At 45.0% G+C, this 26,084-nt stretch carries 23 protein-coding genes; 9 read left to right on the forward strand and 14 right to left on the reverse strand.

Annotated elements, in window-relative coordinates; all coding sequences use genetic code 11:
• Positions 1 to 5 precede the first annotated feature (5 nt).
• From NFI80_RS14735 to NFI80_RS14745, 3 genes are all read left to right on the forward strand, one after another.
• Positions 6 to 782, forward strand: a complete 777-nt coding sequence (locus tag NFI80_RS14735) for a glucosamine-6-phosphate deaminase (RefSeq protein WP_235162572.1) — start codon at positions 6 to 8, stop codon at positions 780 to 782.
• Between the two features lie 45 nt (positions 783 to 827).
• Positions 828 to 2,207, forward strand: coding sequence for a putative oxidoreductase C-terminal domain-containing protein (locus NFI80_RS14740; RefSeq protein WP_235162571.1), 1,380 nt, complete (start codon positions 828 to 830; stop codon positions 2,205 to 2,207).
• Positions 2,208 to 2,551: 344 nt separating this feature from the next.
• Positions 2,552 to 3,529 (forward strand): IS110 family RNA-guided transposase, encoded by a 978-nt coding sequence (locus NFI80_RS14745; protein WP_235166484.1) that lies wholly within the window; start codon positions 2,552 to 2,554, stop codon positions 3,527 to 3,529.
• Positions 3,530 to 3,588: 59 nt separating this feature from the next.
• Here NFI80_RS14745 and NFI80_RS14750 read toward each other — a convergent pair whose 3' ends face one another.
• The 3 genes from NFI80_RS14750 to NFI80_RS14760 all read right to left on the reverse strand — a co-directional run bounded on the left by NFI80_RS14750 (position 3,589) and on the right by NFI80_RS14760 (position 5,369).
• Entirely contained in the window at positions 3,589 to 4,251 is a 663-nt protein-coding gene (locus NFI80_RS14750) for a hypothetical protein (protein ID WP_235166452.1), read from the reverse strand.
• Positions 4,252 to 4,369: 118 nt separating this feature from the next.
• On the reverse strand, positions 4,370 to 5,035 hold the full coding sequence (locus tag NFI80_RS14755; protein WP_235166451.1) for a hypothetical protein: 666 nt from the start codon (positions 5,033 to 5,035) through the stop codon (positions 4,370 to 4,372).
• Between the two features lie 88 nt (positions 5,036 to 5,123).
• Positions 5,124 to 5,369, reverse strand: a complete 246-nt coding sequence (locus NFI80_RS14760) for a hypothetical protein (RefSeq protein WP_235166450.1) — start codon at positions 5,367 to 5,369, stop codon at positions 5,124 to 5,126.
• A 190-nt stretch (positions 5,370 to 5,559) separates the two neighbouring features.
• Between NFI80_RS14760 and NFI80_RS14765 the strand changes: the two genes are divergently transcribed.
• From NFI80_RS14765 to NFI80_RS14790, 6 genes are all read left to right on the forward strand, one after another.
• Positions 5,560 to 5,988: a helix-turn-helix domain-containing protein gene (locus NFI80_RS14765; protein WP_235166449.1), complete on the forward strand. Its 429-nt coding sequence runs from the start codon at positions 5,560 to 5,562 to the stop codon at positions 5,986 to 5,988.
• 34 nt (positions 5,989 to 6,022) lie between these two features.
• Positions 6,023 to 6,607: an ATPase gene (locus NFI80_RS14770; protein ID WP_235166448.1), complete on the forward strand. Its 585-nt coding sequence runs from the start codon at positions 6,023 to 6,025 to the stop codon at positions 6,605 to 6,607.
• A complete protein-coding gene (locus NFI80_RS14775) occupies positions 6,594 to 6,752 on the forward strand; it encodes a hypothetical protein (RefSeq protein WP_235166447.1) in 159 nt (52 codons plus the stop codon). Before NFI80_RS14770 ends, NFI80_RS14775 begins: the two co-directional genes overlap by 14 nt.
• 51 nt (positions 6,753 to 6,803) lie before the next feature.
• Entirely contained in the window at positions 6,804 to 7,106 is a 303-nt protein-coding gene (locus tag NFI80_RS14780; RefSeq protein ID WP_235166446.1) for a nucleotidyltransferase family protein, read from the forward strand.
• The gene (locus tag NFI80_RS14785) at positions 7,096 to 7,434 is read left to right on the forward strand and encodes a HepT-like ribonuclease domain-containing protein (protein WP_235166445.1); all 339 of its coding nucleotides are present in this window, start codon (positions 7,096 to 7,098) and stop codon (positions 7,432 to 7,434) included. Before NFI80_RS14780 ends, NFI80_RS14785 begins: the two co-directional genes overlap by 11 nt.
• Positions 7,435 to 7,522: 88 nt before the next feature.
• Entirely contained in the window at positions 7,523 to 8,902 is a 1,380-nt protein-coding gene (locus tag NFI80_RS14790; protein WP_235166444.1) for a hypothetical protein, read from the forward strand.
• Positions 8,903 to 9,483: 581 nt separating this feature from the next.
• Here the strand turns inward: NFI80_RS14790 and NFI80_RS14795 are convergent.
• The 11 genes from NFI80_RS14795 to NFI80_RS14845 all read right to left on the reverse strand — a co-directional run bounded on the left by NFI80_RS14795 (position 9,484) and on the right by NFI80_RS14845 (position 26,028).
• Complete coding sequence (locus tag NFI80_RS14795) at positions 9,484 to 11,223, reverse strand: FAD-dependent oxidoreductase (protein WP_235166443.1); 1,740 nt, start codon at positions 11,221 to 11,223, stop codon at positions 9,484 to 9,486.
• Between the two features lie 5 nt (positions 11,224 to 11,228).
• Positions 11,229 to 12,107 carry an anti-sigma factor gene (locus NFI80_RS14800; RefSeq protein WP_235166442.1) on the reverse strand — a complete coding sequence of 293 codons (879 nt, stop codon included), beginning with the start codon at positions 12,105 to 12,107 and terminating at the stop codon, positions 11,229 to 11,231.
• Positions 12,104 to 12,649, reverse strand: a complete 546-nt coding sequence (locus NFI80_RS14805) for an RNA polymerase sigma factor (protein ID WP_026631344.1) — start codon at positions 12,647 to 12,649, stop codon at positions 12,104 to 12,106. The genes NFI80_RS14800 and NFI80_RS14805 overlap by 4 nt, the downstream gene beginning before the upstream one ends.
• Before the next feature lie 251 nt (positions 12,650 to 12,900).
• Positions 12,901 to 13,629, reverse strand: a complete 729-nt coding sequence (gldF, locus tag NFI80_RS14810) for a gliding motility-associated ABC transporter permease subunit GldF (protein WP_233795240.1) — start codon at positions 13,627 to 13,629, stop codon at positions 12,901 to 12,903.
• Positions 13,630 to 13,661: 32 nt separating this feature from the next.
• A complete protein-coding gene (locus NFI80_RS14815) occupies positions 13,662 to 14,177 on the reverse strand; it encodes a DUF4199 domain-containing protein (protein ID WP_233795239.1) in 516 nt (171 codons plus the stop codon).
• A gap of 43 nt (positions 14,178 to 14,220) precedes the next feature.
• A complete protein-coding gene (locus tag NFI80_RS14820) occupies positions 14,221 to 14,781 on the reverse strand; it encodes a DUF4199 domain-containing protein (protein ID WP_235166441.1) in 561 nt (186 codons plus the stop codon).
• On the reverse strand, positions 14,778 to 16,061 hold the full coding sequence (locus tag NFI80_RS14825; RefSeq protein WP_235166440.1) for a dihydroorotase: 1,284 nt from the start codon (positions 16,059 to 16,061) through the stop codon (positions 14,778 to 14,780). The genes NFI80_RS14820 and NFI80_RS14825 overlap by 4 nt, the downstream gene beginning before the upstream one ends.
• 53 nt (positions 16,062 to 16,114) lie before the next feature.
• On the reverse strand, positions 16,115 to 16,495 hold the full coding sequence (gcvH, locus tag NFI80_RS14830; protein WP_233795237.1) for a glycine cleavage system protein GcvH: 381 nt from the start codon (positions 16,493 to 16,495) through the stop codon (positions 16,115 to 16,117).
• A gap of 77 nt (positions 16,496 to 16,572) precedes the next feature.
• Positions 16,573 to 23,736: a T9SS outer membrane translocon Sov/SprA gene (sov, locus tag NFI80_RS14835; RefSeq protein ID WP_235166439.1), complete on the reverse strand. Its 7,164-nt coding sequence runs from the start codon at positions 23,734 to 23,736 to the stop codon at positions 16,573 to 16,575.
• A 98-nt stretch (positions 23,737 to 23,834) separates the two neighbouring features.
• On the reverse strand, positions 23,835 to 24,425 hold the full coding sequence (gene ruvA / locus NFI80_RS14840) for a Holliday junction branch migration protein RuvA (RefSeq protein WP_026631337.1): 591 nt from the start codon (positions 24,423 to 24,425) through the stop codon (positions 23,835 to 23,837).
• A 31-nt stretch (positions 24,426 to 24,456) separates the two neighbouring features.
• A complete protein-coding gene (locus NFI80_RS14845; protein ID WP_233795235.1) occupies positions 24,457 to 26,028 on the reverse strand; it encodes a lytic transglycosylase domain-containing protein in 1,572 nt (523 codons plus the stop codon).
• Positions 26,029 to 26,084 lie beyond the last annotated feature (56 nt).

The following is a 26,084-nucleotide window of genomic DNA, read 5'->3' on the forward strand; positions in this document are numbered from 1 at the left end:
AAATTATGAAGGTTGACGATTTGGAAATAAAAATTTTCGACACCAGACAGGAAATGGGACTCAATGCGGCCAACATGGTGGCTGATAAAATCCGTGAATTGCAACAAACCAAAGATTCGGTCAATATCATATTTGCTTCTGCACCGTCCCAAAATGAGTTTCTGGCAGCATTGAAAGAAGAAAAGGGCATTACGTGGGAGAAAATTAATGCTTTTCACATGGACGAATATGTAGGCCTGCCGGACGATGCCCCCCAGAATTTCGGAAATTTCCTGAAAGTCAAGTTGTTTGATTTTGTGCCGTTGAAATCGGTTAACTATCTGAATGGCAATGCTGAAAATATAGAGGCCGAGTGCGACCGTTATGCGCTGCTATTGGAAGAGAATCCGATTGACATTGTTTGCCTGGGCATTGGAGAGAATGGACATTTGGCATTTAATGATCCGCATGTGGCGTTTTTTGATGATCCGCTGATTGTAAAACAGGTTGATCTGGACCAGGCTTGTCGTCAGCAGCAAGTGAATGATGCTTGTTTTGATACATTTGATGAAGTGCCGCAAATGGCATTGACATTAACAATCCCAACATTAATGAAGGCCAAATGGGCTTTTGCGATGGTCCCGGGTGAGAAAAAAGCGCAGGCCATTTACCACACTGTTGCCGAAGAAATTCAGGAAGAATATCCATCCACAATCCTCCGCAAGCATCCCAATGCGATTTTGTTTATTGATAAAGCCAGTTCAGGGAAGCTGAAAGAAATTTCGTCTTACAGTCAGGCGTAACATTATTTTTGGGCCTATCTTGCATTATTACCTCAATCCACCAACATGAGAAACAAACTCTTGACAATCGCTTTCATGAGCGCAATGGCATTAAATCAGGGATGTGATACGAAAAAAGAAGAAGCCAAAGACGAGACAACCAAAAAACCATTGAGCCTTATTGTGGTTGAACCGGGGCATTTTCATGCTGCTTTGGTTCAGAAATCCATGTATCCGGATGTCGATTCGGTCGTGCATGTGTATTCGTCGGAAGGCCCGGATGTGAAGGCGTATCTGGATAAAGTGGAGAAATACAATGCAAGCCCAAAAGACCCGACCCGCTGGAAAGAGGAAGTGTACACGGGTTCTGATTTTCTTGAAAAAATGCTTTCGGAAAAGAAGGGAAATGTGGTCATACTGGCTGGAAATAACCAGAAGAAGACCGATTATATCAAGCAATCCGTAGATGCGGGACTAAATGTGCTTGCGGACAAGCCCATGGCCATCGACGCGGCTGGTTTTGAAAAACTAAAAGAAGCATTTGCAAGTGCAGAAAAGAACAAAGTGCTCCTTTACGACATCATGACCGAGCGTTATGAGATCACCAACGCATTACAGCGCGAACTGGCCAATATGCCCGACATTTTCGGAGAACTGCAAAAAGGAACAGCGGAAAACCCAGCCGTTGCCAAGGAAAGTGTGCACCATTTTTTCAAATACATTTCGGGCGAACCGCTCGTGCGCCCGACCTGGTTTTTCGATGTAAAACAACAAGGCGAAGGAATGGTTGACGTCACCACGCACTTGGTAGATCTCGTACAATGGAGCTGTTTCCCAAATACTGAATTGGACTACAAAAAGGACATTAAACTCCTCTCCGCAAAACGCACCGCGACGAAACTCACCAAATCTCAATTCAAGCTCGTAACCAAAAGCGATAGCTTCCCCGACTTCCTGAGCAAAGACGTAAAAGACACAACATTAAGCGTTTACGCGAATGGCGCAATGAATTACACAGTGAAAGGTGTGCACGCAAAAGTATCAGTACTCTGGAACTTCCAAGCCCCCGAAGGCACCGGCGACACGCACTACTCGATCATGAAAGGCTCAAAAGCCAACCTCATCGTCCGCCAGGGCAAGGACCAGAAATACAAACCAGTCCTTTACATTGAAACCATCGATAAATCCAAAGCCTACGAAGACGCCGTAGCCGAAAGCTTCAAAAAAGTGCAGGGCAAATACCCCGGTATCGAGCTGAAAAAGAACGCCGCCGGCTGGGAACTATCCATCCCTGCAAAATATGACAACGGCCACGAAGCGCATTTCGCGCAGGTTGCTAATAAGTATATGGAGTATTTGAAAGCCGGGCAGCTGCCGAGATGGGAGGTTCCGAATATGATTGCGAAGTATTATTTGACGACGCTGGCTTTGAAGGAGGCTAAGTGATAGATGCTATTAACACTGCCAAATGCATGCTAGGTGCAATGTTAACTAACCCTGTCAGCCTGAGCGGAGTCGAAGGCACGTTGCCAAGGAGTAGCGTGCCTTCGGCTCCGCTCCTTTAGATTAGCAATGTATTAGGGAATTAAGATTGGTGTAGGTAAATTAATAAAATGAGAAGGGAAGTAAAGTAAACTATGACATACGCTCTGAGCTCGTAACTCACAGCCTGATTTAGACTTTACCTCCCCATCATCAACTGCTCATATAGAAATTCGGGCTTAGAGCCCATTATCAAGGAGTTGAGTCAATTGATGAATTTCTCATTTCACTTTTTCCAAGACCAATTTATGAAAAAGATCATTATTGGCATTGATATCAGCAGTAAAACTCTTGATATCTGCCTGCAAAAAGAAGGGAAAACCAGTTTTGTTACGATTGCTAATGATGTAAAAGCAATCAATGGTTTTTTCAAGAAACTGGCCAAGGAAGAAGTAGTTGTAGCTATGGAAAACACTGGACGTTACAACTGGCAACTCTACGAAGTTTTGCCCAAATTCAATTTTGAGGTGTATGTGATCTCAGCTCTGCATTTAAAAAAGAGCATGGGTCTGATCAGAGGAAAAAATGATAAGGTAGATGCTGAAAGGATCTGCAAGTTCATCCAAAAGAACCAGGACGAATGTTCGACCTGGAAGCCAGTGGCAACCAACATTCAGAAAATGAAAGTGTTACTCACTGAACGGACCAGCCGCATTAAAATAAAAAGGCAGCTGCTTGCCCAGCAAGCTGATTATAAATTAATGAATACAATTGGTCTTGAAAAGCAACTGGCTAAGATGAACCAGGGTTTGATCAAGTCCATCCAAGAACAGATCGAAGCGCTGGAGTGCGAGATCGAAAAGATTATCAAGTCTGACGAATCGCTAAAAGAGCAGGCTAAACAAATACAGTCTGTGCCAGGCGTTGGCCCGATAACTTGCTGGACAATGATAGCTAAAACCGAAGGCTTCAAAACGATTACCGAGCCCAGGAAAATGGCATGTTATTGTGGAATCGTACCCTTTGACCACCAGTCTGGAACATCGGTTAGGCGACAGCCCAGGGTCTCTGCTTATGCGGACAAAAGTGTAAAGAGTATCCTGCATATGGCCGCAATGAGCGCCATCAGGTTCGACAACAAATTAAGAGATTACTACCAAAGAAAAGTAGCAGAAGGCAAAAATAAAATGTCCGTGCTCAATGCAGTCAGAAACAAAATCGTCCACATCATATTTGCCCTAATAAAAAACCAAGCAACCTATCAAGATCACTTGGTTTTATCATAGAAATCAGGCTGACAGGGTTAGTTACGATTTGCTAGTTTTCTTTCGGAAGTAGGTAGCTACTAATTACCAGCCCGAAACAACACAAAAGCCACCTTCCCAACAACACCCCTACTTGTTATCCCCGTTCCGGTCCTTGCTCGTTTCGCGGCAGCTAAGTCCTGCCGATATTCCACTGAAACACTCAGCCTTTGCCATTTCGCTCCTATTGTTCCGGTTGCAAAAGGAGTGATTCGATCGTAACCGAAAGCGTCGTGGTTTACAATGTCGTCAAGACTTGTTCCTCGCTGCACAGCGGCGATGAACATATTGGCTCCTAATTTTCCATCTACAAAAAGCCTTATTTTTGATTTTGGATTAACATACCATCGAACCCCGGCGTCAATTGCTCCACGGTGATGCATTTCTTTTGTTATCCAACCTCCATGCGTCCCGCTCGCTTCATCAAACATATCAACATGCATTTTCTTTTGAAAATAGCTGATTTGTGCCAGAGCGGAGAACTGCGGATTGATAACGCGTTCTGCGTGAAAGCCAGCCCCACGTGAATAATATGAGGGAAAGTTTTCGATGTAGCCGCTAGGACGTTCTACCCAGTTGTAATATTCCCGATCGTACCAATCTCTTCCATACTCTAACTGAATGCCTAATTCCCAACGTGCCTGTGCCTGGGTTTGTAGTGAAGTGCAAATGGTTAAAAGGAAAACAAAGGTTATCGATTTCATAACATTCGAGGGATTGGATTAAGTAGGATGAAACAGCTTATGCTATGTAATCCTATTTCTCGAATAAAAGCATCCAGACTTTCCTTCCGGCGTAAGTGAATGAACGAATGGTTTATCACTACATTCCACCCCTAAACAAAGCAAAACCCACCTTCCCAAAGACACCCCTCCCCGAAACCTCACTCATTCCACCGATCCGTTTTGACACCGTCAAATCATCCCGATATTCTGCGGAGACGGTTAGCCGTGACCATTTAATTCCCAATGAAGCAGATGCGACGGGTGCGACGCGTTGGAAGCCGAAGACATTGCCGCGAACGATTCTGCCCTGGGTGCGTTCATGCTGGACAACAGACATAAAAACATTTGCACCCAACTTTCCATCCACGAACAAGAGGATCTTGGAATGGGGATTGGGATACAGTCGTAAACCAGCGTCAACGGCACTCCTATGATGCACTTCGCGTAACAAATGTTGCGATGCAGTTTGATTGTACTCATGAAAAAGCTGCGGATGCACCTTCTTTTGCGCATAACCCACTTGGCCCAGTAAAGACCACCGTGGATTCAAAGATCGCTCAAAATAGAACCCCGCACCCCAAGAGCGGCTTGAAGAAAAATCAATGTCCGAACCCTCATAAGAGCCCATAGGTGCAGCTTCTTTGTGATAATAATCCCGTCCATACTCGGCTTGAATACCAAATTCCCAGCTTGGAGCGTGTGTTTGGGCAAGTGCCGGAAAATAAGTCAGAATCGACCCCAGAAATAAAATTGCAATTCTCATAACATGTATTTGGTATAGTGATAGCAATACGTTACTCATTACTAACCAACAAGTTACTTAAATTTAATTTTTCAGAAAGAAAAATTATTCACCCCGCCCTAATCCCCTCCACCTTCTCAAAAAATTCCAGCAATTCCTTAAACGAAAAGAACGTATTACTCAAATTCTCCGCACGGCCCATTTCATTTTGGGCCAGCATGAAGCCGCTGAACATGGTCCAGAGCTCACGGTTCCAGCTTTCGGCGGTGCTGCTGCTGAGGAGGTCGCTTACTGCTTTTCCATAGGCAATCCATTTTGCGTCGGGCGACTCGCTAGAGTGCGTTTTTGTTTCCATTTTTATGTTTTTAATGTGTGATGAGCGCCGCGCTTTGCGGCTTCCCGTTTGTGTTGTGGCAAATCACGGAATTCCGGCTAACCTAATGCCATGCATCCAGCCCGTATCGTACGCCGAAATGCTTGTAAAATACTCGGAAACTTCCCGATAGATTTATCTAAATTGCCTTTTTAACCAACCACCTTCCCGCATGACACATACTACACCCAACCCCAAGATCCACGAAGGCCGCAATCTGAAACGCTTCCGCGAAATGCTCGGAATGAAACAAGACGTCCTCGCCATGGAACTCGGCAGCGATTGGAACCAGCAAAAGGTTTCCTTACTCGAACAAAAAGAAAGGATCGATTCCGACATTTTAGAGCAGGTCTCTGCAATATTAAAGATGCCTGTCGAGGCGATAAGGAATTATGATGAGGAGCAGGCTGTGAATATAATTGCGAATACGTTTAATGATAGCTCAATGTTGAATGCTGTCAATAATAACCCAACATTTCATCCTATTGACAAACTCATTCAGCTTCATGAAGAGAAGATTGCGTTGTACGAGCGGATATTGAAAGAGAAGGATGAGATGATGGGGCGATTGGAGCGGTTGATTGGGGGGAATAATTTTTAATGGCAATGGCCATCATAACGTCCTAAGAACTAAAATGACCGAAAAGTATCTTTATATAATTGCTGGCTGCAACGGAGCCGGAAAAACGGCCGCCTCATTTTCAATATTGCCTGAGATTTTAGAATGTAAGGAATTTGTAAATGCTGATGAAATCGCAAAGGGCGTTTCTCCGTTTCAGCCAGAAAAGGTTGCTCTGGAGGCTGGAAGAATAATGCTCAATAGGGTCAACGAGCTACTTAATGGTGGTGAAAGCTTTGCATTTGAAACAACACTATCGACAAGGAGTTATAAACAAAAGATCTTTGAAGCAAAAAGCAAAGGATTTTCAACGACATTGATCTTCTTTTGGCTTAAAAATGTTCAACTAGCAGAAGAGCGTGTAAAAATGAGAGTCTCAGAAGGAGGACATAATATTGAGCCCGACGTAATTAAACGAAGATATCGTAAAGGCATCAAAAACCTGTTCGATATATACTTGCCAATCGTCGATCACGCATTTATTGTCGACAATTCTTTCGAAAAAGAAGAATTGATCGCGCATAAGGAAATTAATACCGATTGGGAGATCATTGACAGGGAAAAATACAATAAACTTAGATATTATTATGAGCACAATTAACAAGCAAAAGGAATTAAAGGAAAAGATAATTTTAGGGCTTAAAAAAACCCATGAGAACGTCATCGCATTTAAAAAGCAAAAGAATACTGAGCTTGTCGTGATGAGGGGTGATGAGATTGTGAAAATCAAGCCTTGGGAGACGTAATAACACTATTAATTGAATAAATTACTTACTTGCTAGAAATCAATTAGGTAGATGAAACAACTTAAACGACACAAAGCTGATATAATTAAACTTTGTGAAATTCACAAGGTAAAGAGCTTATATGCATTTGGTTCTGTTCTTACAGATCACTTCGACAGCAAAAGCGACATTGATCTGATCGTTGACTTTACTCCTATGGATGTCGAAGAGTACGCCGACAATTACTTTGATTTCAAATTTTCCTTACAAGATATTTTCCAACGTCAAGTTGACCTGCTTGAAGAAAAGGCGATCAAAAATCCCTATTTCTTGCAAAACGTAAATCAAAAGAAGCAGCTTGTGTATGGACATTGAGATCAAATCCTGGCTCTACGATATCCTCAATGCAATCTCAGAAATCGACAGCTTCTTCGCTGATCGGCCAATGCTATTTGCAAATTACCAAGCCGACTTACGCACAAAACGAGCCGTCGAAAGGAACATTGAAATTATCAGTGAGGCAATGAACCGGATCATCAAGAAAGATGACACCATTCAAATCACAAACTCTCGTAAACTCGTCGACACCCGCAATCGGATTATTCATGGTTATGATTCGGTTTCAGATGATGTAATTTGGGGGATTGTAGTGAGGCATTTGTCGGTTTTGCGGGCGGAAATCAATTCTCTAATTTCCAAATAATGTCAATTATTATATAGATAACGGAACCAGATGTAATTAATTAAAGCAACTATTAGCAAATGTACCGAAAAGTTCAATCAGCAAATTCGTGAAACAAGTAACAATCGTCAATCTTAATATTCCAGGATACTCAAAGGAACGAAAGTTTTTTTTATCAAGGCCAACGCTGGATGAGTGTGATATAGTAATTTTTCAAACATTCGATTCATATTCTGGCGTAACGGGTGAATATCGCGGCAAGGATAGTTTAGATCATAATAGTTCGAATTCTGTTAGAGAAGAAACTAAATATTGGCGAGATGAATTGACAGCATTTGTAGAATCTGGGAAGAATGTATTCATAGTGGTCAAAGAATTATATCAGTTTTATATAAAGACTGGGGAACACGCATATTCAGGAACTGGTAGAAATGCAAGAAGGACAGAATATGTTGACGAATTTGACAATTATAGATTTATAAACTTGAGTGGCTTGCAATTTATAAACGCTCACGGAAGTCATTTCAAAATGGCAAATAGTATGTTTGCGGCATATCCTAGAATGTTTAGCTCAGTCTCAAACTTTCAATGCTATATAAAGCACAGCAGCATTACACCTTTTCTACTGACTAAAAATGGTCGCGAAATTGTTTCGGGCATTCTTCCCACGGGAAAGGGAAATTTTATATTCTTACCAAACATTGATTTTGAAGATTTAGTAGAGATCAAAAATAAAAAAGAGGTCTGGACCCAGGATGCGCTAAGATTAGGAAAAATGTTTTTCAATTTTATAATTGAGTTAGACGACAAGATTCTAACTAACCAAGAAAAATCATTACGCCCTGACTGGGTACATAATGATGGCTACAATCTAAAAATTGAAGCGGCACTAAAAACTAAAATATATAATAACAATCAAAAAATAGAGAAATTAAGCAAAGCAAATACTGAGTTTTCAGAAAAGATTGAAGAAGAAACCAGAATAAAAGATCTATTATACGAAACAGGAAAGCCACTTGAGAAGGCTGTCCTGACTGCTCTTTATATACTCGGATATTCTGCCGAGAATTTTGACAATGGCACACTCGAACTAGATGCAGTCATAGTTTCGCCAGAAAGCGATAGATTTATTGGCGAATGTGAAGGAAAGGATAGTAAAGATATAGATGTATCTAAATTTAGACAGCTTACCGATTCTCTGTCAGAAGATTTTGAAAGAGATGATGTCTCTGAGAAAGCCTTGGGTCTAATCTTTGGCAATGCTCAACGTTTAGTGGATGTTAATGACAGGAAGCTCGATTTTACCGAAAAATGCAAAAGTGGTGCAAAGAGGGAAAATATTGGTCTTATTCGTACTTCTGATTTATTTTTTGCTGTAAGATATCTAATGCAAAATCCTGATGAAATTTACAAAAAGCAGTGTAGGCTAGCAATACGTGAACAACTAGGCTCTATCATTGTGTTTCCTGATATTCCAACTAACAAATAATTAAATCAAATGCAGGTAATATGGACGATATATCAAGAAGTAATACATCTTTTAGCGATAGACTTTGTTTTCTCAGGATATCTTGGAAAAGAAATTTGGGTTATATCAATGGACAGGAACATTGAATGGAGTGATGATGACAATCAATTCAATCTTGTCTGGAATTTCGTATATAAGTTTTGACAAAGTTCAACCAAATGCATTCAGGCAGGTATATGGCTTATAATCATTACAATCTTATTTCTGTTTATATCTATATCTATCGGACTTTTTGTTTCAATACCCAGGCTTAAAAGTAAACTTTCGAAGAATCATAACCTTATTAAGAAAAGTCCGCGTACCATAATTGGAATAAAAATGTTCAGTAGTGCTGAATATACGGCTTTCTTAAAGGAGCTGACTATTGAGCAGATGATTGATTACAATGCTGATGAGATTTTAAAAGTCAATTATATCATTTTCTCTGATCATTTGGCAATGAAATGGTCCGCCAGGATATCATTCATTGGCTTGGTATGCCTAGTTATCGCTTTAATTACGCTCCTAAAATAGCGCCATTCGGCCTAAAAAGTTGCGCTTGATTATTGTCCCCACTCCAACTCCACCCCCTCCCCCTTCAAAACCCCCTGAAACCCACTCAACAACTCCTCCCGCTCCCGCACAACCCGCGGCGCAACCTTTTTCGCAGAAGCGAACTTCACCAACAACCCCACAGCCTCCCCAATGCTCCATTCAACCGGATGCAGCCGATAGCAGCCATTCGTAATGTGCGTAGTGCCAATGTTCTTGTTAGCCGGAAGCAGATTTTCCATGCGCACGGGCAGCAGTGCGCCTAGCGGGATTTGGAATGGCAGGGAGGTAAAATCGATGTAGTTATCGCCCGCGCTGCTGGGGTGCAGGTCTATGTGGTAGTAGCCTATGCCGACGCTGTCGGGGAAGTGGGCGGCTTTTTCCTTGGGGCCTGGGGCTCCATTGGAGATGGCGCCGGTTGCGCCACGTTCCACGGCTAGGGCGCGGTTTTCGGCTCCTACGTGTTCTTCTTTGATGGTGAAGAGGGCTTTTATGCGGCGGGATTCGCGGACGTAGGGATATTTGGCGAGGCCGTCTTCAGTTCCCATAATGTCTTTGCGGAGGCGGATTTCGGGCCAGCCTTTGCCGCCGTCCGGGCGCGGGGCCTCGGTTTGGAGCCAGTATAGCAGGGATAGGCTGAGCTGCTTGGCTCTGTTGACGTGCTTTTGGAAATCCTTTTCGCTTGCTCCGATGAGATTGCCCAGGAAATAGTCGTTTTGGGGCCAGTTGACAATGGTAATGTCGCCTGCGTAGGTCCCTGGTTTGAAATTGTCTTTGCTGATGATCCGGCGGTAATTCCAGAGATTCAGCATATCACCCGTTTTGATGCCGGCCGGATGGAATCCCAGCTGTTTCGGTTCCAACGTTTTGGGATTGGAATAAGACAGGTCCAGCAACTTTCCGGACCAGGGTTTTGCCATTTTTGGAATAAAATCCTTCCAGAATGCATACTCGACAGGTTTCTCGATCACATGATTTTCTCCGGGCCGATAATCGATGGCGAAGCAGACTGTGAATGCCTGGTTATTGTCGGGATTGCCTTTTTCGGGTGCGTGGAGCTCGTTGGTTTCGGCTTTGGATTCGGTGCCGGTTACGAATTCGGTTCCGGTTATGGGCAGCAGATCGCCCAGTTCGGTTGCATCGACGAAGTAGGGTGCTGAGAGTTGAGAGCGGGTTTTTGTTTTGACATGCACCACTTCCAGGGACTGGACTTTATTTCCTTTCACCTCGGCAGTAACGGCCTTATGCTCCATCAACAGCGTCAATTTGCCGGAGCTGATGTAGGGCATGAACATATCGTTCAGAACGGCTACGGCTACACGCGGCTCGTGGCAAAGGCGTGAAACCGCGCCGTCGCCGGGATTCAGATGTTTGCGGTTTTTGGCTTCTTCGGTAAGCGGGTAATGTTTGATGTAATATTGCCTGATGGCAGTCCTGAAATCCCGGTAAAGTTGCGTGGCGCCGTGCGTTTCTATCCATTGATGCTCATCCGGCGGGACGCCTTGCTGTGAAAGCTGGCCGCCGAGCCAGTCGGTTTCTTCGGTCAGGATTACGGACAAGCCATTTCGCAACGCGGCTAATGCTGCCGCGCAACCGCCCAGCCCGCCTCCGGCAACGACCATATCGGCCTCAAAAAAAAGATTCTTTGCTGTGTCTTTCGACTGCAAAGAATCCGTGTCTTGTATTTCTGATTTGTTCGTCAGCAAGCTGCCTGTCAGGGCAATGCTTCCGAGGAAGTTTCTACGCTTCATACTATTTAAACGACTTTCCCCATCACATACATTTCCTCCATGGTTGGGGTTGGGTTACCGCCTTCTTTTTCCAATGTAATGGCGAAAGCGACTGCACCTGGTTTTGTATTTTTCATTTTAAGCACTCTTCCGGAGAATTCCTGATCGATCATACCATTGTCCACAGGCTTTCCATTCACAATGCTCCAAAGCTGATATTGCTTTCCTGAGGGTGGTTTTGGCAAGTTCTGCACGTCCAGCAAAACCTGGTTGGTTGCCGTGTGCCAGAATGCTGCTACCGAGCTCTGAGGAGATTTTTCCAGTCCGGCCAGATGCACCGTTTTGTATTCCGGGTTGCGGTAGAGGCTTGCCAATGATTGTGCATAGCTGAAACCTTTCTCCAACGTCCCCATTTTGGAAGCCATTTCCTCATTGTCCTTTTTAACTTTAGACATTTCGGTTGCCGACCAGCCTGCGAAAATCGCCAGCAAAACAGAAGCTGCAACAGCAAGCCGCGCCCAGAATGGCGTAACCACTTTCGTTTCAACGCTGTTAAAGACATTATCGATCACCCTAGGCTCTTCCTGCGTAACAGGGCGCATGTTGGTTACCGGACCCGCTTCGAAATGTGTACTCTCGGTTTGCTCGTCGGTGTTTGTATCGTCTATCTCCTGTACGGAATCAAAATTCATTTTGGCAAAAAGCGATTCTTTCAAAGAAGCGGGCGGAGGCGTCTGATGTTTCAATGCATATTCTTCCAATGCGCTTTCAGTCCTCAGCAGCTCTTCTTTTATCTCAGGGTAAATATGAGACATGCACTCCACTTCCTGTTTTTCCTGAGGAGAAACAGTGCCCAATACATATTCCTCTAATATACCGGACTCTATGTAGGCTTGGATATTCATACTGCAAAGTATTGTTTTAACTCTTGTAATGCTGTTCGGATCCTTGATTTAACAGTTCCCAGCGGGATACTCAGCTCCTCCGATATTTCTTCATGCGTGTATCCCTGAAAATAGGCCATGTCAATGAGGATCTTCCTTTCGGGCCTCAGCATATTCACAATGGCTTTCATCTCCGAACTTGATGTCAGCGAATCTTCATATACGTCCCTTTCATTCTGGACTGCCTTGTTGTCGATATCATCCATCGCTGGTTTTCTTCCCTCAACCCTTGCCGCATCAATCGCACCGTTCCGTGCAATGTTCATGATCCATGTAAACAGCCTTCCTTTTTCCGGATTATAAGAAGCTATATTCTTCCAGATTTTTAAAAAAGACTCTTGCAATACATCTGCGGCGCGCTCCTCATCCCTCAACGTTTTTGAAATGATATTAAACAAAGCTCCCGAGTAATGGTCGTACAGGAATTCAAAAGCTGTTCGCTCATTTCTTTTCAGAGCCAACACCAATTCCTCTTCCGAGTATTTTAACTTACTAGTCGCCAAGAGTTGCTTAACATTTAATTGTATGTTACTAAATGGCAATCTAACGAATTTTCGGAAGAACCGGTCACGGCTATTATAAATTATTGTGTCCTGGCTCCAGCCGTCAAAAACTGTGGTTAGCTGCGGTAATGAGGGTATCCCGATAGGGGCATAAGTTACATTCATGATAGTGTGTTTTTCTTGATATACGAACAACACACCGGAAAAGATCAATGAAGGACTAACTCTTGCCGAAACCGCTTTAAAATCGTCTATTTCCTTATCTTTTCGATCCTTATATAGGCAAGAGACAGGAACAAAGCCATGAGGCTGAGGAGATAAATAATGTTTCGCGAATCGACAAGGCCTTTTCCCAACGCAAGATACTGCTGATCCAGTGCTCCCCAATTAAGTAACTCGGAGGCAATTCCTACTCCTGCAAGTTGTGCCAATGCAGTAAAACCTACATACCAGACGAATGCGATAAAGACACATGCAATGAATGCGACGATCTGGTTATCGGTGAGAGAGGATGTCCAGATCCCCATGGAAACCAGCACGCCGCAGAACAGCAGAAGGCCGATATAGGAACCGAAAACGGCGGCAGAATCCACATTGCCCTCGGGGTTGCCCAGCTTGTAAACGCTGTAATAGTAAATGAGGGTAGGTAAAAGGGTGATGGCCACGAGAACCCAGTTTGCAAAAAACTTGCCCAGCACAAGCTCAATGTTGCGCAATGGCTTGGTTAGCAGCAGTTCCAATGTCCCGTTCCTGGCTTCTTCCGAAATCGAGCGCATCGTAATAGCGGGAATCAGAAAAAGCAGCACATACGGAGCCAGCTGGAAAAATGAGCCCAGATCGGCATAACCGTAATCAAGAATATTGGAATCAGGAAAAACCCAGACAATGAGACCAACCGCTGTCAGGAAAGCGGCCATCACAATGTAGGCGATCAGGGAATTGAAAAAGCTCCCTATTTCCTTTTGAAAAATTGCAAACACATTGAAAAAATTTAAACCGAAACTGCTGCGGATTATTCAAAAACTGGCTTTTCCCTGCGGATAATGGCTGCCACGACTAATGAAATGATCAGTCCCATTACAATATAACCAAACACACCTATCGCAAAAACTACCCCGGGCGACATTACTTTCTGAGAAAGCTCCATAGCCTGGTCAATCTGCGAATCGTCCAGCCCTCTTCGCTCCATATCCTCACGTACCTGGTCCATTCCCTGCGTAAGCAGTGTATTATCGATAAACTGCATGTAAAACATCGAAAAAGCCGAACTTAACAAGCCCATTACGGCTGAGACCAACGTCCCCAGGCCCAACCCCTCGCCATACGTCATGTAACCACGGTTTTTTTCCCTGAAGTTTTTCATCGCCAGCACAATGGCTACCACCATGAACACGAACGACAAAGAAGACAACATCTTGTTCTGGGACAACCCCGCAATATTGATGATTGTTGAGTAGATCATGATCACCACGGACGCCAGCACGCCATATTTCAGGGCCACACGAGCGGTTGACGCTTGTTCTTCCATTTTTTAAGATTGTTTAGGTAAGGCAAATACTTGGTGATCAAATTTAAGCTTTATTATGAAACACACCGTAATCCTGCTTTCTGAAAATAAGCGAAATAACGAGGATCGGGATGATCGCCATCACGGTTTTCTTGCTTACCTCATCCATGATGATCTCCGAACGCTCCATGCTCCCCACGCCATTGTACATTTTGGTAAATTCAGCTTCGCCAATGTTCTTGACTAACTCCGCTTTGCCTTCGAGCATTAGAGTCTTCATTTCGGCCAGATAATTAGTGAAAACAGATGGATCTGCATAAGTCACAAAAAAGTAGATCAGCCAGCCGGCTATCAGCGCGCCCAGGGTGTTCACTACATAACCGATCGTTAATGCTTCCCACAAATGCAAAAAGCCGTTTCCGACATATTTCCGGTAATACCAGCAAGCGCCGGCTATCAGGATAATGTGTATACCAAAATCGAGGATCTTGTTGTTTCCCAATGGCACAATGTCCATGAAGTAAAGTCCCAGAAAGAAAAGGAAAACGAGCACTCCGGTGATCAGCCCAAAGATCAGGGAGACTTTTAAAAGGGGTTTGTTAAAATATTCGATTATTGATTTCATAGATACCATTCCTGTTTTCCGTTATTGACAACGCCTCTCACTTTTCCACGCAGCTCTTGTCCCAGAAATGGTGTGTTTTTTGATTTCGAAAAGCTTTTATTAAATGTCCAGTTCGTGTCCTTTTCAAAGAAAGTGAGGTTCGCCAGCGCGCCTTCTTCCAGCAAAGGGTCCTGTAATCTCAAAACCCGGCGCGGTCCCGAAGTGAATTTTTCAATGATGTCCTCCACACCTAATCCGCTGTACATTAATGCAAGCGAAAATGCCGTTTCCAGGCCGGTCATACCGAAATCCGCATGGTCAAATTCAAGATTCTTACTCTCCTCATCATGTGGGTTATGATCCGAAACAATGGCATCAATGGTCCCGTCAGCAAGTGCTTCCTTAATTGCCTCCACATCTGCCGCGGAACGGAATGGCGGGTTCACTTTCAGGTTTGTATCAAAATTAATCAGATCGCCGTCCGTAAAAGCGACTTGGTGCGCGGCGATGTCGCAGGAAACGGGCAAACCATTCCTTTTCGCTTCACGGATCAGTTCTACGGCTCTTTTTGTAGAGATTAATGAGATGTGTAATGCGGGGGAATCAGATTTATACATGCTTTTTTCAAGCGCGTATTCCAGCAATTTCAGGTCCCGGTTCAGCATCATTTCTTCTGCCAGGGAAGGAATGCCTTTCGTGCCGATCAATGTGCTTGTCAGGCCCTCATGCATCTGCCCGTAAAGCGTCAGTTGCCTGTCTTCCGGCCGGTTCATCAGCAACGCATTGAGCGGTTGCAGATATAATATGGTTTTCAAAAACAAATCTGCATTCTGCACCGGATGTTCGCCATCGGTAAACGCTATGGCGCCCGCCTCATGCAGATCGATCATTTCGGTGAAATCAACGCCCTCGGCCTTCCGTGTTACCGACGCGGCCACATGCAGCTTCACCAGCCCGCCCGAGCCCGATTGGCGAATGTAATTCAATGTATCCTTGCTATGAACGACAGGTTCAGTATTGGGTAGCAGCACAATTTCCGTAAAACCGCCATGCGAAGCCGCAGCGCGTACGGATATGAGATCTTCTTTATGCTCAAACCCCGGATCACGCGAAGCCACGCGCATATCCACCCAACCTGCGGACACAAATAGTCCATTACCTTCGACCACCTCCGCACCATCTGCGTCCAGGTGGTCTCCTATCGATTTAATGTTTTTGCCTTCAATCAGAATGTCCTTAATCTGGCCGTTGAACGGAGATTTTTTATCAATGATCTGAACTGAACGGATTAATAATTTCATATATGAGTATTCAAAACAAAAAAAAAGCTCCAAACCGGAGCTTCAACCTAATATCAGGCACCTATAAACTTTTCGTATTCTTCGGCGGACATTAAACCTTCCTGATCGTCGGGATTGGTCAAACTGATTTTCACCATCCAGCCACGGCCGTAAGGATCCGTATTTACAAGTTCAGGCTCGCCGTCCAATTCTTCATTCACTTCCAGCACTGTTCCTGCAACCGGGATAAACAGGTCAGAAACCGTCTTAACCGCTTCCACTGACCCAAAAACCTCTCCTTTTCCCACTGCATCTCCCACCGTGTTGATGTCGACGTACACAATGTCACCCAATTCATTCTGCGCATGGTCCGTAATGCCAATGGTCGCTGTATCGCCATCGATGCGAATCCATTCGTGATCCTCTGTATACTTAAGTTCTGCCGGGAAATTCATGGTTTAATCAGGTAAGTTGTAAACATCTTTAGTAACGCAAATTACAGGATGTCGGTCGTATTTTCCAAATCAAAAAGTTATTCAGCCAAATTGAATTTCAACTGTACACCGCCGGACGTGCTTGCCCGGTAAAAGGAATTGGAAACCAATGGATCGTTAAATGTCCTGTCGAAATAAAACTGCACGCTCAAACGATTGTTAACCATGTAATTAACGGTTGGGCGGAGCTGGAAGTTGATGTTACCGGCAATGGGAATGTTCTCACCATCAAACTTCCGCTGTATGGACCTCGTATCGCGGAAAGTAAGTCCCAGCTGCATCGTCATATCATTCTTCAGTTTCTTCTTAACCCCATTGATCTTGAACGGGATGGCCACATTGTTTTTGGTAAAACCAATATTCACCGTTACATCCTGGTTGAACAGTTCCGCCATCTGCGAATTGGACAGGTTCAATGCAATGGTGCGGTCCCGGTTGTATTCGATCCTGGCGGTAACCCTGCTCTGCGTCCTGAATTCAACCCCCACAAGCGGCTGGAACTTTTCCGACAATGTGATCGTGCTCATAGAAAACACCGGAATGTATTGTCCGAGCTCATTCAATCTTTGTGAAAGAGGATAACCCGTTACCGACAAGTTCACATAAAGCGCCTCATAATCCAGCGAAGATGTAAAGTTCCCAACGCTGTACTGCGACATGTATTTATGCCGCAAAGTGAACGAGCTGAAAAGTCGCTTAAAGCCCGCAAGCTGCGAAAGGCCATTGTAACTCAGATCCCAGTTCGGCATCGGGAATTTCAGGAACGGGTTTGTCCGCACGGTCTGCGGATCCTTGCCTGTATAAGCTGCAAAGAATGACGAAATCAAAACGTCCTGTGAAGTTTCATTATACTCTCCGCCACTCTGGTTTTCCGCATTCAGACGATCCCTCAAAATAGCACGGTAAGCTCTGAATTTATCAAAAACAGGAGAAGAATTATCGCGTTTCATTTTGGCAAAAGCCGTTCTGAATGACAAGAACGACATACTGAATTGTCCATTCCGCAACGGGCTTTGCGACACAAAGTTACCTGATGCATCGGGCCGGTAAAATTCCTGGTAAGCATCCTGCCGTGTGAGCCGCGCTTCAACGATCAGCCTGAAATCCTTGAACGGTTCCAATGTGGTGTTGGCGGAAAAGTTCTTTGCAATGGTCTGCTGGAAAGGCATATTCTGTTGCTCACTTTTCGTGATCCAGCCTTTTTCAGCGGCCTTGATCTGGAAATTCCGGTCTTGCTGCCCAAGGACAAATGGCAGTCCGGGTGCATTGGTGTTATCGATTCCAAAATAGCTCGGTGCGCGCAGGTAACCCGGAAGCGCCGTTGTTTCCTGAATCGAATAACTTACATTAATCCCCCGAACGGTCATTAAGGCACGCGTAACGCTTTTCAGAATGTCCGTCGTACGCATATCGATTTCCTCAATATCACCGGGGCTTCTTGCAAAATTCTTGCGTCCCGCCGAAGGTGTGTTGGCAAATTTCAAATAGCGCAGTTTGTTATAAAGCAGCACAAAATCCACCTTACCGGTAACCCCACGGTCTTTACTGTTACGGATAATGTCCCCGAATGGCAAGCCTAATGTGTCTTTTAACCCAAATGCATTGGCTTGGTATTGATAGGCCACCGAATGTTTGTAATCGGCTGTCATCCAGTCCAGAAGCGGAATTTTATCCAGAGGCAAGCGATAAGTCAGATCAATCTTTTGGTCAAAATTCTTCATCCTGCCCAGTTTCTTGAAATTGGTCCAGAGCGAGTCTTTTTTCTCAGCAGAGTTAATGTCGCCCATCGGCTCGTCGATGATCGAGTTGGCCGTTGAGTTGTAGCTCAATGTCATATTCCGGGTCAGGTTCCAGCTCAGGTCATAATAGCGGTTGAACCAGAAATATTTTTCATACAAAGGCTGAATGCCGTCCGTCGTCAGATCCGCATTCCGAAGCTGTGTTTTAAGGAACCGCCGGTCAACATCTGTACGGATCGAGACCATGTTAGGCAGCAATGTCAGGTTTACATCTTTGATGATATCGGCCCAACGACTGGTCGCTTTCCAGTTTTTGAATGGCTCCATAGGCTTCGGCTGACTGCTGTACACGTAAGAAATGCCGCCCCGGTAATTGCGCTGCGCATATTCCTGGGTAAGAATGTTCCTCCGCTTGTCATCACTGAATGCATATGTAAACGAGAAGTTCTCAAAATCATAGAAGTGATTCCGTGCTCCGGGCTTGGTCTTGATCTTCCTGACATTGGAAAAATTAATCCCCCGTTTGATGGCATTTTCCTCCACCATACGCCGGTAACCATCCCGTTCTTCATCCGATTGCAAATTTCCCAGCGAAGTTTCTAGCGGCGTATCCGGGTCGAGCGGATTGAAATGCGGCTTTACATTTCGCCGGTCATAGCTCAGGAACAGCGGAATGCTGAAACCCCAGCTTGCGGGCAGCAGTTTATCCAATGCCACGTTGGTAGACACGCCATATTCTGTGGTGAAATTACGGGAACGCTCGCCTATCCGCTGCTGCACGCTTCCAAAACCGAATGTTTCCAGCCTTCCGGAAGCAGTTAATGTTGCAAAATCTGCGAGTTTCGCATTCAATTGTGCAATGGCCGCAACGCCGCCTGTGTCGTCAAAGCCCTCTACGTGCATTTCATCCACCCAAATACAGAAGCTTTTCGGGCGTTCGTCCTGGGATTTGGGGTTGCGCATCCCGATCATCATGACGCGCACCGAACTTAGATCCGGGTTACCGACCACAGTCAATTTGTATCTGCCGTCGGCTGTCGTGATCGTGTAAGGCACGCTCAGGTTTCTGTCCAGCTGGCGGTTGCGTTGTGCTTTGGCTTCGATCAGATCGGCCAGGGCAATGTTCAGTTCATTCTCTTCCGGCCAAACTTCCCGATCAACTGACTGGCCCGGCAATGTTGCTTTCAGGCCGGAAAGGTCTATTTCGTAGTAATTTTGTGTAAGGTCCGTTCCAATCCGCATAAATGCGCCCACCATACGGTCTTCACTCTGCTCATTCTGCATGTGCACATACATGCGCAGCCTTTTGCGGAACAATAAATCCAGGTTCACATTTTTGAAAACCGCTCTGGAATCGCCATCGCGCAAATCTGTTACGCATAAGCTCATCGATTGTTCATTCAGCAAGAGCGGGGGACGCTGTGTGTTATCCTGATCGCGCTTCCAGTCTGGCGGAATGGCGTAAACGTATTTATTTGTAGCGTCTGTCTGCTCCTGACCATTCTCTTCAATGCTAACCGTTCCGACAGTGAATTTGGCATCATAAGGCTCAGGAACTTCCTGTAAGCCAGGCGCGTCCAGGTTAGCTGTATATTTTCTATATTGCTGACCAACCATTTGCAACTGCGCAAAACGCAATACGACAGGCTGCTGGAAATCAGTCAGATACATGCGCATAAAACGGATCGACTTAAAGCCGTTCATATTGCCTATCACTCCTGAAAACTCCTTGATAGGAACCCGGAAAAGATACCAGGTTTGCTGATCGGCTGTATTAACTGTTTTATCAACAATATATCCGTTTCCAACCGCCAGCTGGTTTGGTTTCAGGTCAATTTCGTATTCATAATAAGACTCGTTGTCATTGATCGTGTTATCCACGTTCATATCCTCGCCATCCGGCACATTGGTTGAAGCAGGCGTCACATCGGCGTTTCTGCCAAGGCTTTCGGGAGAGTTGTTCTCCATACCAATGTAATTCTTGTAACGCTGCAGAACTTTTAGATTGGCACTATCCAGACTTGCTCCCAGGAAGAACTGGAAATCATCCCCGGAAGGGTCACCCAAAATCTGCTCGCGTGCTTGGGCGGTCAGGTTAGCCGGTAATCGATCAATGAATGGTTTGAAAAAACGACGCTCCTCTTCATTATTCAATCCATCCAAACCCACATCCTGCCGCTCACGCGCACCGGATTCGTTACTGAATGCATTAATCAGATATTGCGACTTCGTTACGTAACCCCAGGCCGTAGAATCAACATTCACGCCAACTTGTTTGGGCACAATAGGAAGCCCGTTCTCAAAATTGTAACGCTCGTCAGGAATAACATCTTCTGAAATATCACCCAGGTTGAAAACCAGTTTCCCACCGGTTGTGTTGGGTTTTTCATCTCCGCTCCCATCCCGAACTTTCCCAAGTTCATTGTTAATGAAAGGGTCCAGCATCCAGAATTCGATGCTTTCAATGTTCGCATTATCAAAGTCATTATCCGAAGTGATCGCTCTGCTGATCGCACCAAAATTTTGTCTTGGGTTTTTCAAACGACCATTAGGCAGCAGGTCAACATTGTAGTTGTACATGCCGCGCTCGCTTGGGTAATAAGCAATGTCGAGGACATTTTGCGGATAAGATACCAGTCCGGCAATCGCACGACGCGGGAAAATTTCATTGGGTAAATAAAGTCTCTCGTAGTAGTAGCTGCGATCCTGGTCGTCCAGGTTGCCCGGCGGATCGTAGCCGCCGCCCAGCCCTTGAGCACCGCCGAATATGTTGTCCACTGTATAAGCAGAGATTTTCGCGCGCCTGTAAGCATAATCCAATGTCTTACCATCCGTTCCCTGCCTGAACTTTGGCGGAACACCTGCCAGCCGCCATTTCTGTGGTTGCCTTGAAAGGTCATAAATGGTTCTGGTCGCTTCAAAATCGTCCACCAGCGAACGGTTATTGACGTCTTTCGAAACACCGGGTAGAATTTTGGCAAATTCACCCTTGAACTGAATGCTCGACATTTCTTTGGTCTGGATCAAGGGTAATGCATCCAGCCATTTGGTCAGGAAAGGCACGTCTTTTCTGAAATTGATATCAAAACCGAGCATTGTATTGTTAACCGGTTCATTTCCGATGGACACCCTCGTTAAGAAACCAGCAGGACGTTCCCTGTATTTCATAATCGTGGCGCCAATGCTCATATCGCGGCTTACGACGTAATCCAGGCGCGTTCCCAGCAAGGACCGGATCTGGTTCTGGAACATATCGGGCCGTTCGTATTCAATAACGATCTCCCTGCCCGAGTTCATCACGCTGCCATTAAGGATACGGACCCGGCCGATTTGCGCTTCAACAATATAATCTGAGCCCGGTGAAAGAGGGACGCCGCCGGAAGTGACGGTAACCGAAGTTTCCAGAACACCGAACGGAAGCTGGACTTCTGCGCCACCGCTGGATTGATACGAACCTTTAATGAAAAATTTATTGCGCTCAGAAACCTGCTGCGCATCGATCATAGTCGTGGAATACAGCTCACCGAACACATATTTGTTTCTGAACTGCTCTTCGCCGGCACCAAATTTCTTGGATAGATTGCTTCCAAACGGCTCCAAAACCGGGAAGATAATGCGGCCCGATTTACTATCCACCGTAATCCCGTCCACAAAATCGAAGTTTCCGTCGGGCTGCAGATCATTAACCGGGTTCAGCCTGTCGAGGCCCATCAAGCGGATCAATGGAATGTTGGCAATGCTGCTTTCCTGCAAGTTTGGGTTATCAATTCCGGTTTGGTCATCCTTATAAATGATCCGTAACTGAAAACCCTGCTTATCCATCTGGCTGGTTCCCAGTGCATAAATGTTTTTCATCATCAGGTTCCACATAGGAAGCTTTGTGTTGTTCCTGATCGTGGATGATTTCAGCAGTTTTAATGCAATAACCTCATTATCCCGGCGTGCCTGATAATCCTCGGTAAGCTCACCCACTTTAAATGCCCTGCCGTTCAATGTATATTCGTAAGAAACGGCCAGCACTTCGTCGTTTCTCAATGCATTGGTTAAGGAGATGTAACCAAGCTGTGGGTGAAATGTGTAGTCACGATCAGCGATCAGCCTTTTGGCTCCTCTCAGCAATTCATAATCAACCGCTTTTTCCAGTCCCAGGCTCGTAATCGCACTATTGGTGTTATCAACCTGCCGGAACGACTCATTAGTTGTCAATGATTTATAAAGACCATTGGCCGCATTGTCAGCAGGCGAAGTAGAACGGATAGGCTGTAAACTTGGATTAGCCGACTTATAGGGAGCAGGTTCTCCCAAATCCGCGAAACCGACAACGTTTCTGAGCGATTCCGTTGTGGTGGTGCGGTTAGTAACATACACCTCCATACGCGTAACCGTCACGCCCGATGTAATGGTTGGCGTGTTCTTCAACGAGCTCTCGTAAATGTTCCGGAAATATTGCGACAGGAAGAAATTTCGGTTTTCGTCGTAAGTATCGGCACGTAACTCAAAATCCCTGCTTTGCGCCCCTCCTCTTAAAACAATTCTCTCTTTACTGGATTTCTGCTGCGAGGCTACAACAGTTGCGCTTAACCGGCCGAATTGAAGGTCCGTTTTCAAACCAAAAAGGTTCTGAACGCCGGGAATCAGCTGGCTGTTAATGGCCCAGTTGATGTTACCTGCTTCAATTTTCCGGATAAAACTTTCTTCCGGGTTCTTATAATTCAGCTTAATGGCATTTTCAAAGTTGAAATTAGCCTTTGTATCAAAGTTGGTTTGGAAACCAAGCTGATCACCTAGCCTTGCATCAAAATTAATGCTGATCTGCTCATTAAAAATGAACTGCGTATTCCTGCGTTGCCGTATCGGGATGGCCGGGTTATCAAGGAACTGGTGCATTAAGCCCAGATCCAGCGACACAAAACCGGTGGGTTTGAAATTGATAAAATCATCTCCCAGCAACTTGGAAAGTCCAGGCGGAATGTCCAGTTTAGGCAATAGCCCCCGCGACCCCATGGCACTTTTTCCATCCTGCCTGCCAGCATATTCGCGCAGCAGACTTTTGAATGCACGATCTTCCTGAATCTTGTCATAAGTGGAAAGATCCATCCGTTCCGGCGCCCGGTAATTGAAGTTACCAGTCGGGGTCTGTATGCTTTCGGAAACGGCTACTTTACCAGCGCTGTCCAGTTGAATGGATACATTGGCCGGATCACGGAGATAAAACGGGGAGCGTGGCCTTGGTTCAGCAATGCGGTTGGAATAAAAATCTTTCCAACGCATAATAAGCTGACTACCAGACCTATCTATTTTCTTTTTGGAAGTATCTTCTCTTACAGTATCGGCAATAATTGCCCAGTCCTGCGCCTGCCCGGAATAAGGTTCGTCCATATCAACGGATACATTCGCTAACAGAACAGCGCCTGTTGATATGGTTAATGCCTTAAAAAGAAAGGAGTAAATCGTTGATGACAAGGTATAATACTTATTTAGAGAAGGTTGCAGCTACAATCAAATCCATCAAAACGACTTTACTATCGTAAATTTTTTTACCAAATATCATTACAGTTCGGTTATCGAAGTGCCAACTTAATAAGATTCTCAACGGTGACCGCCTGACCTTCACGCTTGATGATAGCGTCAAGACTTTTTTCTGCGGTGGCTTTGGGAATTCCCAGTGTAACCAGTGCAGCAAGCGCCTCACTTTTCACAGTGCCGGAAGGATTGTCTATGGTCCTCGGACCGGTAGACACCAGATCTTCCTTGCGAATTTTATCCCTTAATTCAAGTATTACGCGCTGAGCAGTTTTGGACCCGATGCCTTTAATTGACTGGATCAATCGCAGGTCTTCATCTATTATTCCTTGTCGTATTTCCGATGAAGAAAGCGACGATAACATAACCAGGGCCGTTGATGGCCCTACACCCGAAATGCCTATCAGGTCTAGGAAAAGCTTTTTCTCATCACTTCCCCAAAACCCGTATAGTATGTGGGCGTCTTCCCGTATATTCAGGTACGTTACAAGTTTGCAACGCTCGCCCAGTTCAGGCAGTGAAGTATAGGTTTGTAATGAAATCCGAACTTCATAGCCTAATCCGTTTACATCAATAATGGCATAAGCCGGATCTTTGTAGACTACAGTTCCGTTAACGTAGGCAATCATATAAATAGTATGTGTAATTGACTCTTGTTCACTAGCTGGAAACGATCAATTTTTGGCCTGGTTTAATCGCATTTCCTCTGATTCTGTTTTTCTTTTTCAATTGTCCTATTTCCAGTCCGTAACGTTGTGAAATAATCCAGAGCGTATCCCCTTTCTGAACTGTATGGTAACGCTTTTTAGTATGCCTGTCATTTCTTACAATTTCCTTTTTAACCGCTGGAGTCGAATTTGCTGCAACTCTCGCAGCGCGAACGGGCTCTTTCACTTCTTTCAGAATCACCAGACGCTGACCCCTGGCAATGTTGGTGCGGCGTAAATGATTCCATTTTTTAAGCTCAGAAACCGACACTCTGTATTTCTTTGAGATCGAGTTTAAACTCTCTCCTCTTCTAACGGTGTGTGTAGCTCTTTTTGTACGTGTCTTTTGTAAAACTATTTCGTCATGCTCTTCATCCAGATCTTCGTCGTACTCCGAAGTTGATTGCTGGCTAACCATTGTGGCATAAGGAAAAGCAGGATTTTTACCCATCGAGTCTAATGCAGTGCTATCCAGCTTTGCAACCATTACATTCGGTTGAAGAAGCAATCTGCGGGTGCAGGAATCCATAATGGAGTTCCGGTTGCTAACCAGGTAAGTGTATTGCATACTCGGCACTTTGAGTACGAAATCCCGGGTCTGGTCCGGCAGGGACGTTTTGGTGATTTGCGGGTTTAATTTCTTAATGTCATCAAAATTGATGTTGCTGTTCTTGCAGAATGCCAGCAAATCAATATAGCCGTTGATATGAATGGTGTCGTTAGGGATCTGGAACTCGGTTTGGGCCGGGTAAATGCCGTGGTCGTTACCATAGTTCATCATATAGTTCATCGCAACGTATTGCGGAACATATGAGCGGGTTTCGCGGGGAAGGACATTGTAGATGGTCCAGAACGTGGTTCCGCGTGAGCGGCGCATGGCGCGTTTCACATTGCCCGGGCCTGTGTTATAGGAAGCCAATGCAAGCTCCCAGTCACCAAAAATATTGTAAAGTTGTTTCAGATAACGGCAGGCAGCCTCGGTCGCTTTCACAGGCTCGAAGCGTTCGTCAATGTATTTGTCCTGATAAAGACCAAATTCACGGCCGGTCGCCGGCATGAACTGCCACAAACCGCCTGCTCTTGCATGAGAGATCACGGTTGGGTTAAGCCCCGACTCGATCATTGACAGATATTTAAGTTCTGTCGGCAAACCGTGCTTGGCCAGCGTTTTTTCAAAAATGGGGAAGTAGAGCGGCATCTTCTCCATCATTGTCTGAGTGAATTCTGCCTTTTTATAAATAAAATACTCTACAAACTCGTGGGAAGTTTTGTGGTAAGTAAGGGGAATTGATTTTTCAAGTTTGGCAAACCGCTCTTTCAACAGTTCTTCCGGAATTGCCGGTGTATTCCCAAATTCTTCAACAGCGGGCAGGGCGGGGATCGCCATTTCTTCTGCTGCAACTATTTTCTCCAGTGTATCCTGCTCGAATGCTAACTTCTCTTGTGGAATTATTGCCATAGCCGGCACGTATCCAAATCCTACACACATGGCTCCGAGCCACAATACTTTTTTCGAAATCCTCATCAATAAATGTTTTTTGAAGGTTAATCAATTCCCGGTTTTCAATGGCTACTATTTGT

This window comes from Dyadobacter chenhuakuii, from assembly GCF_023821985.2.
GTDB classification, from domain to species: domain Bacteria; phylum Bacteroidota; class Bacteroidia; order Cytophagales; family Spirosomataceae; genus Dyadobacter; species Dyadobacter chenhuakuii.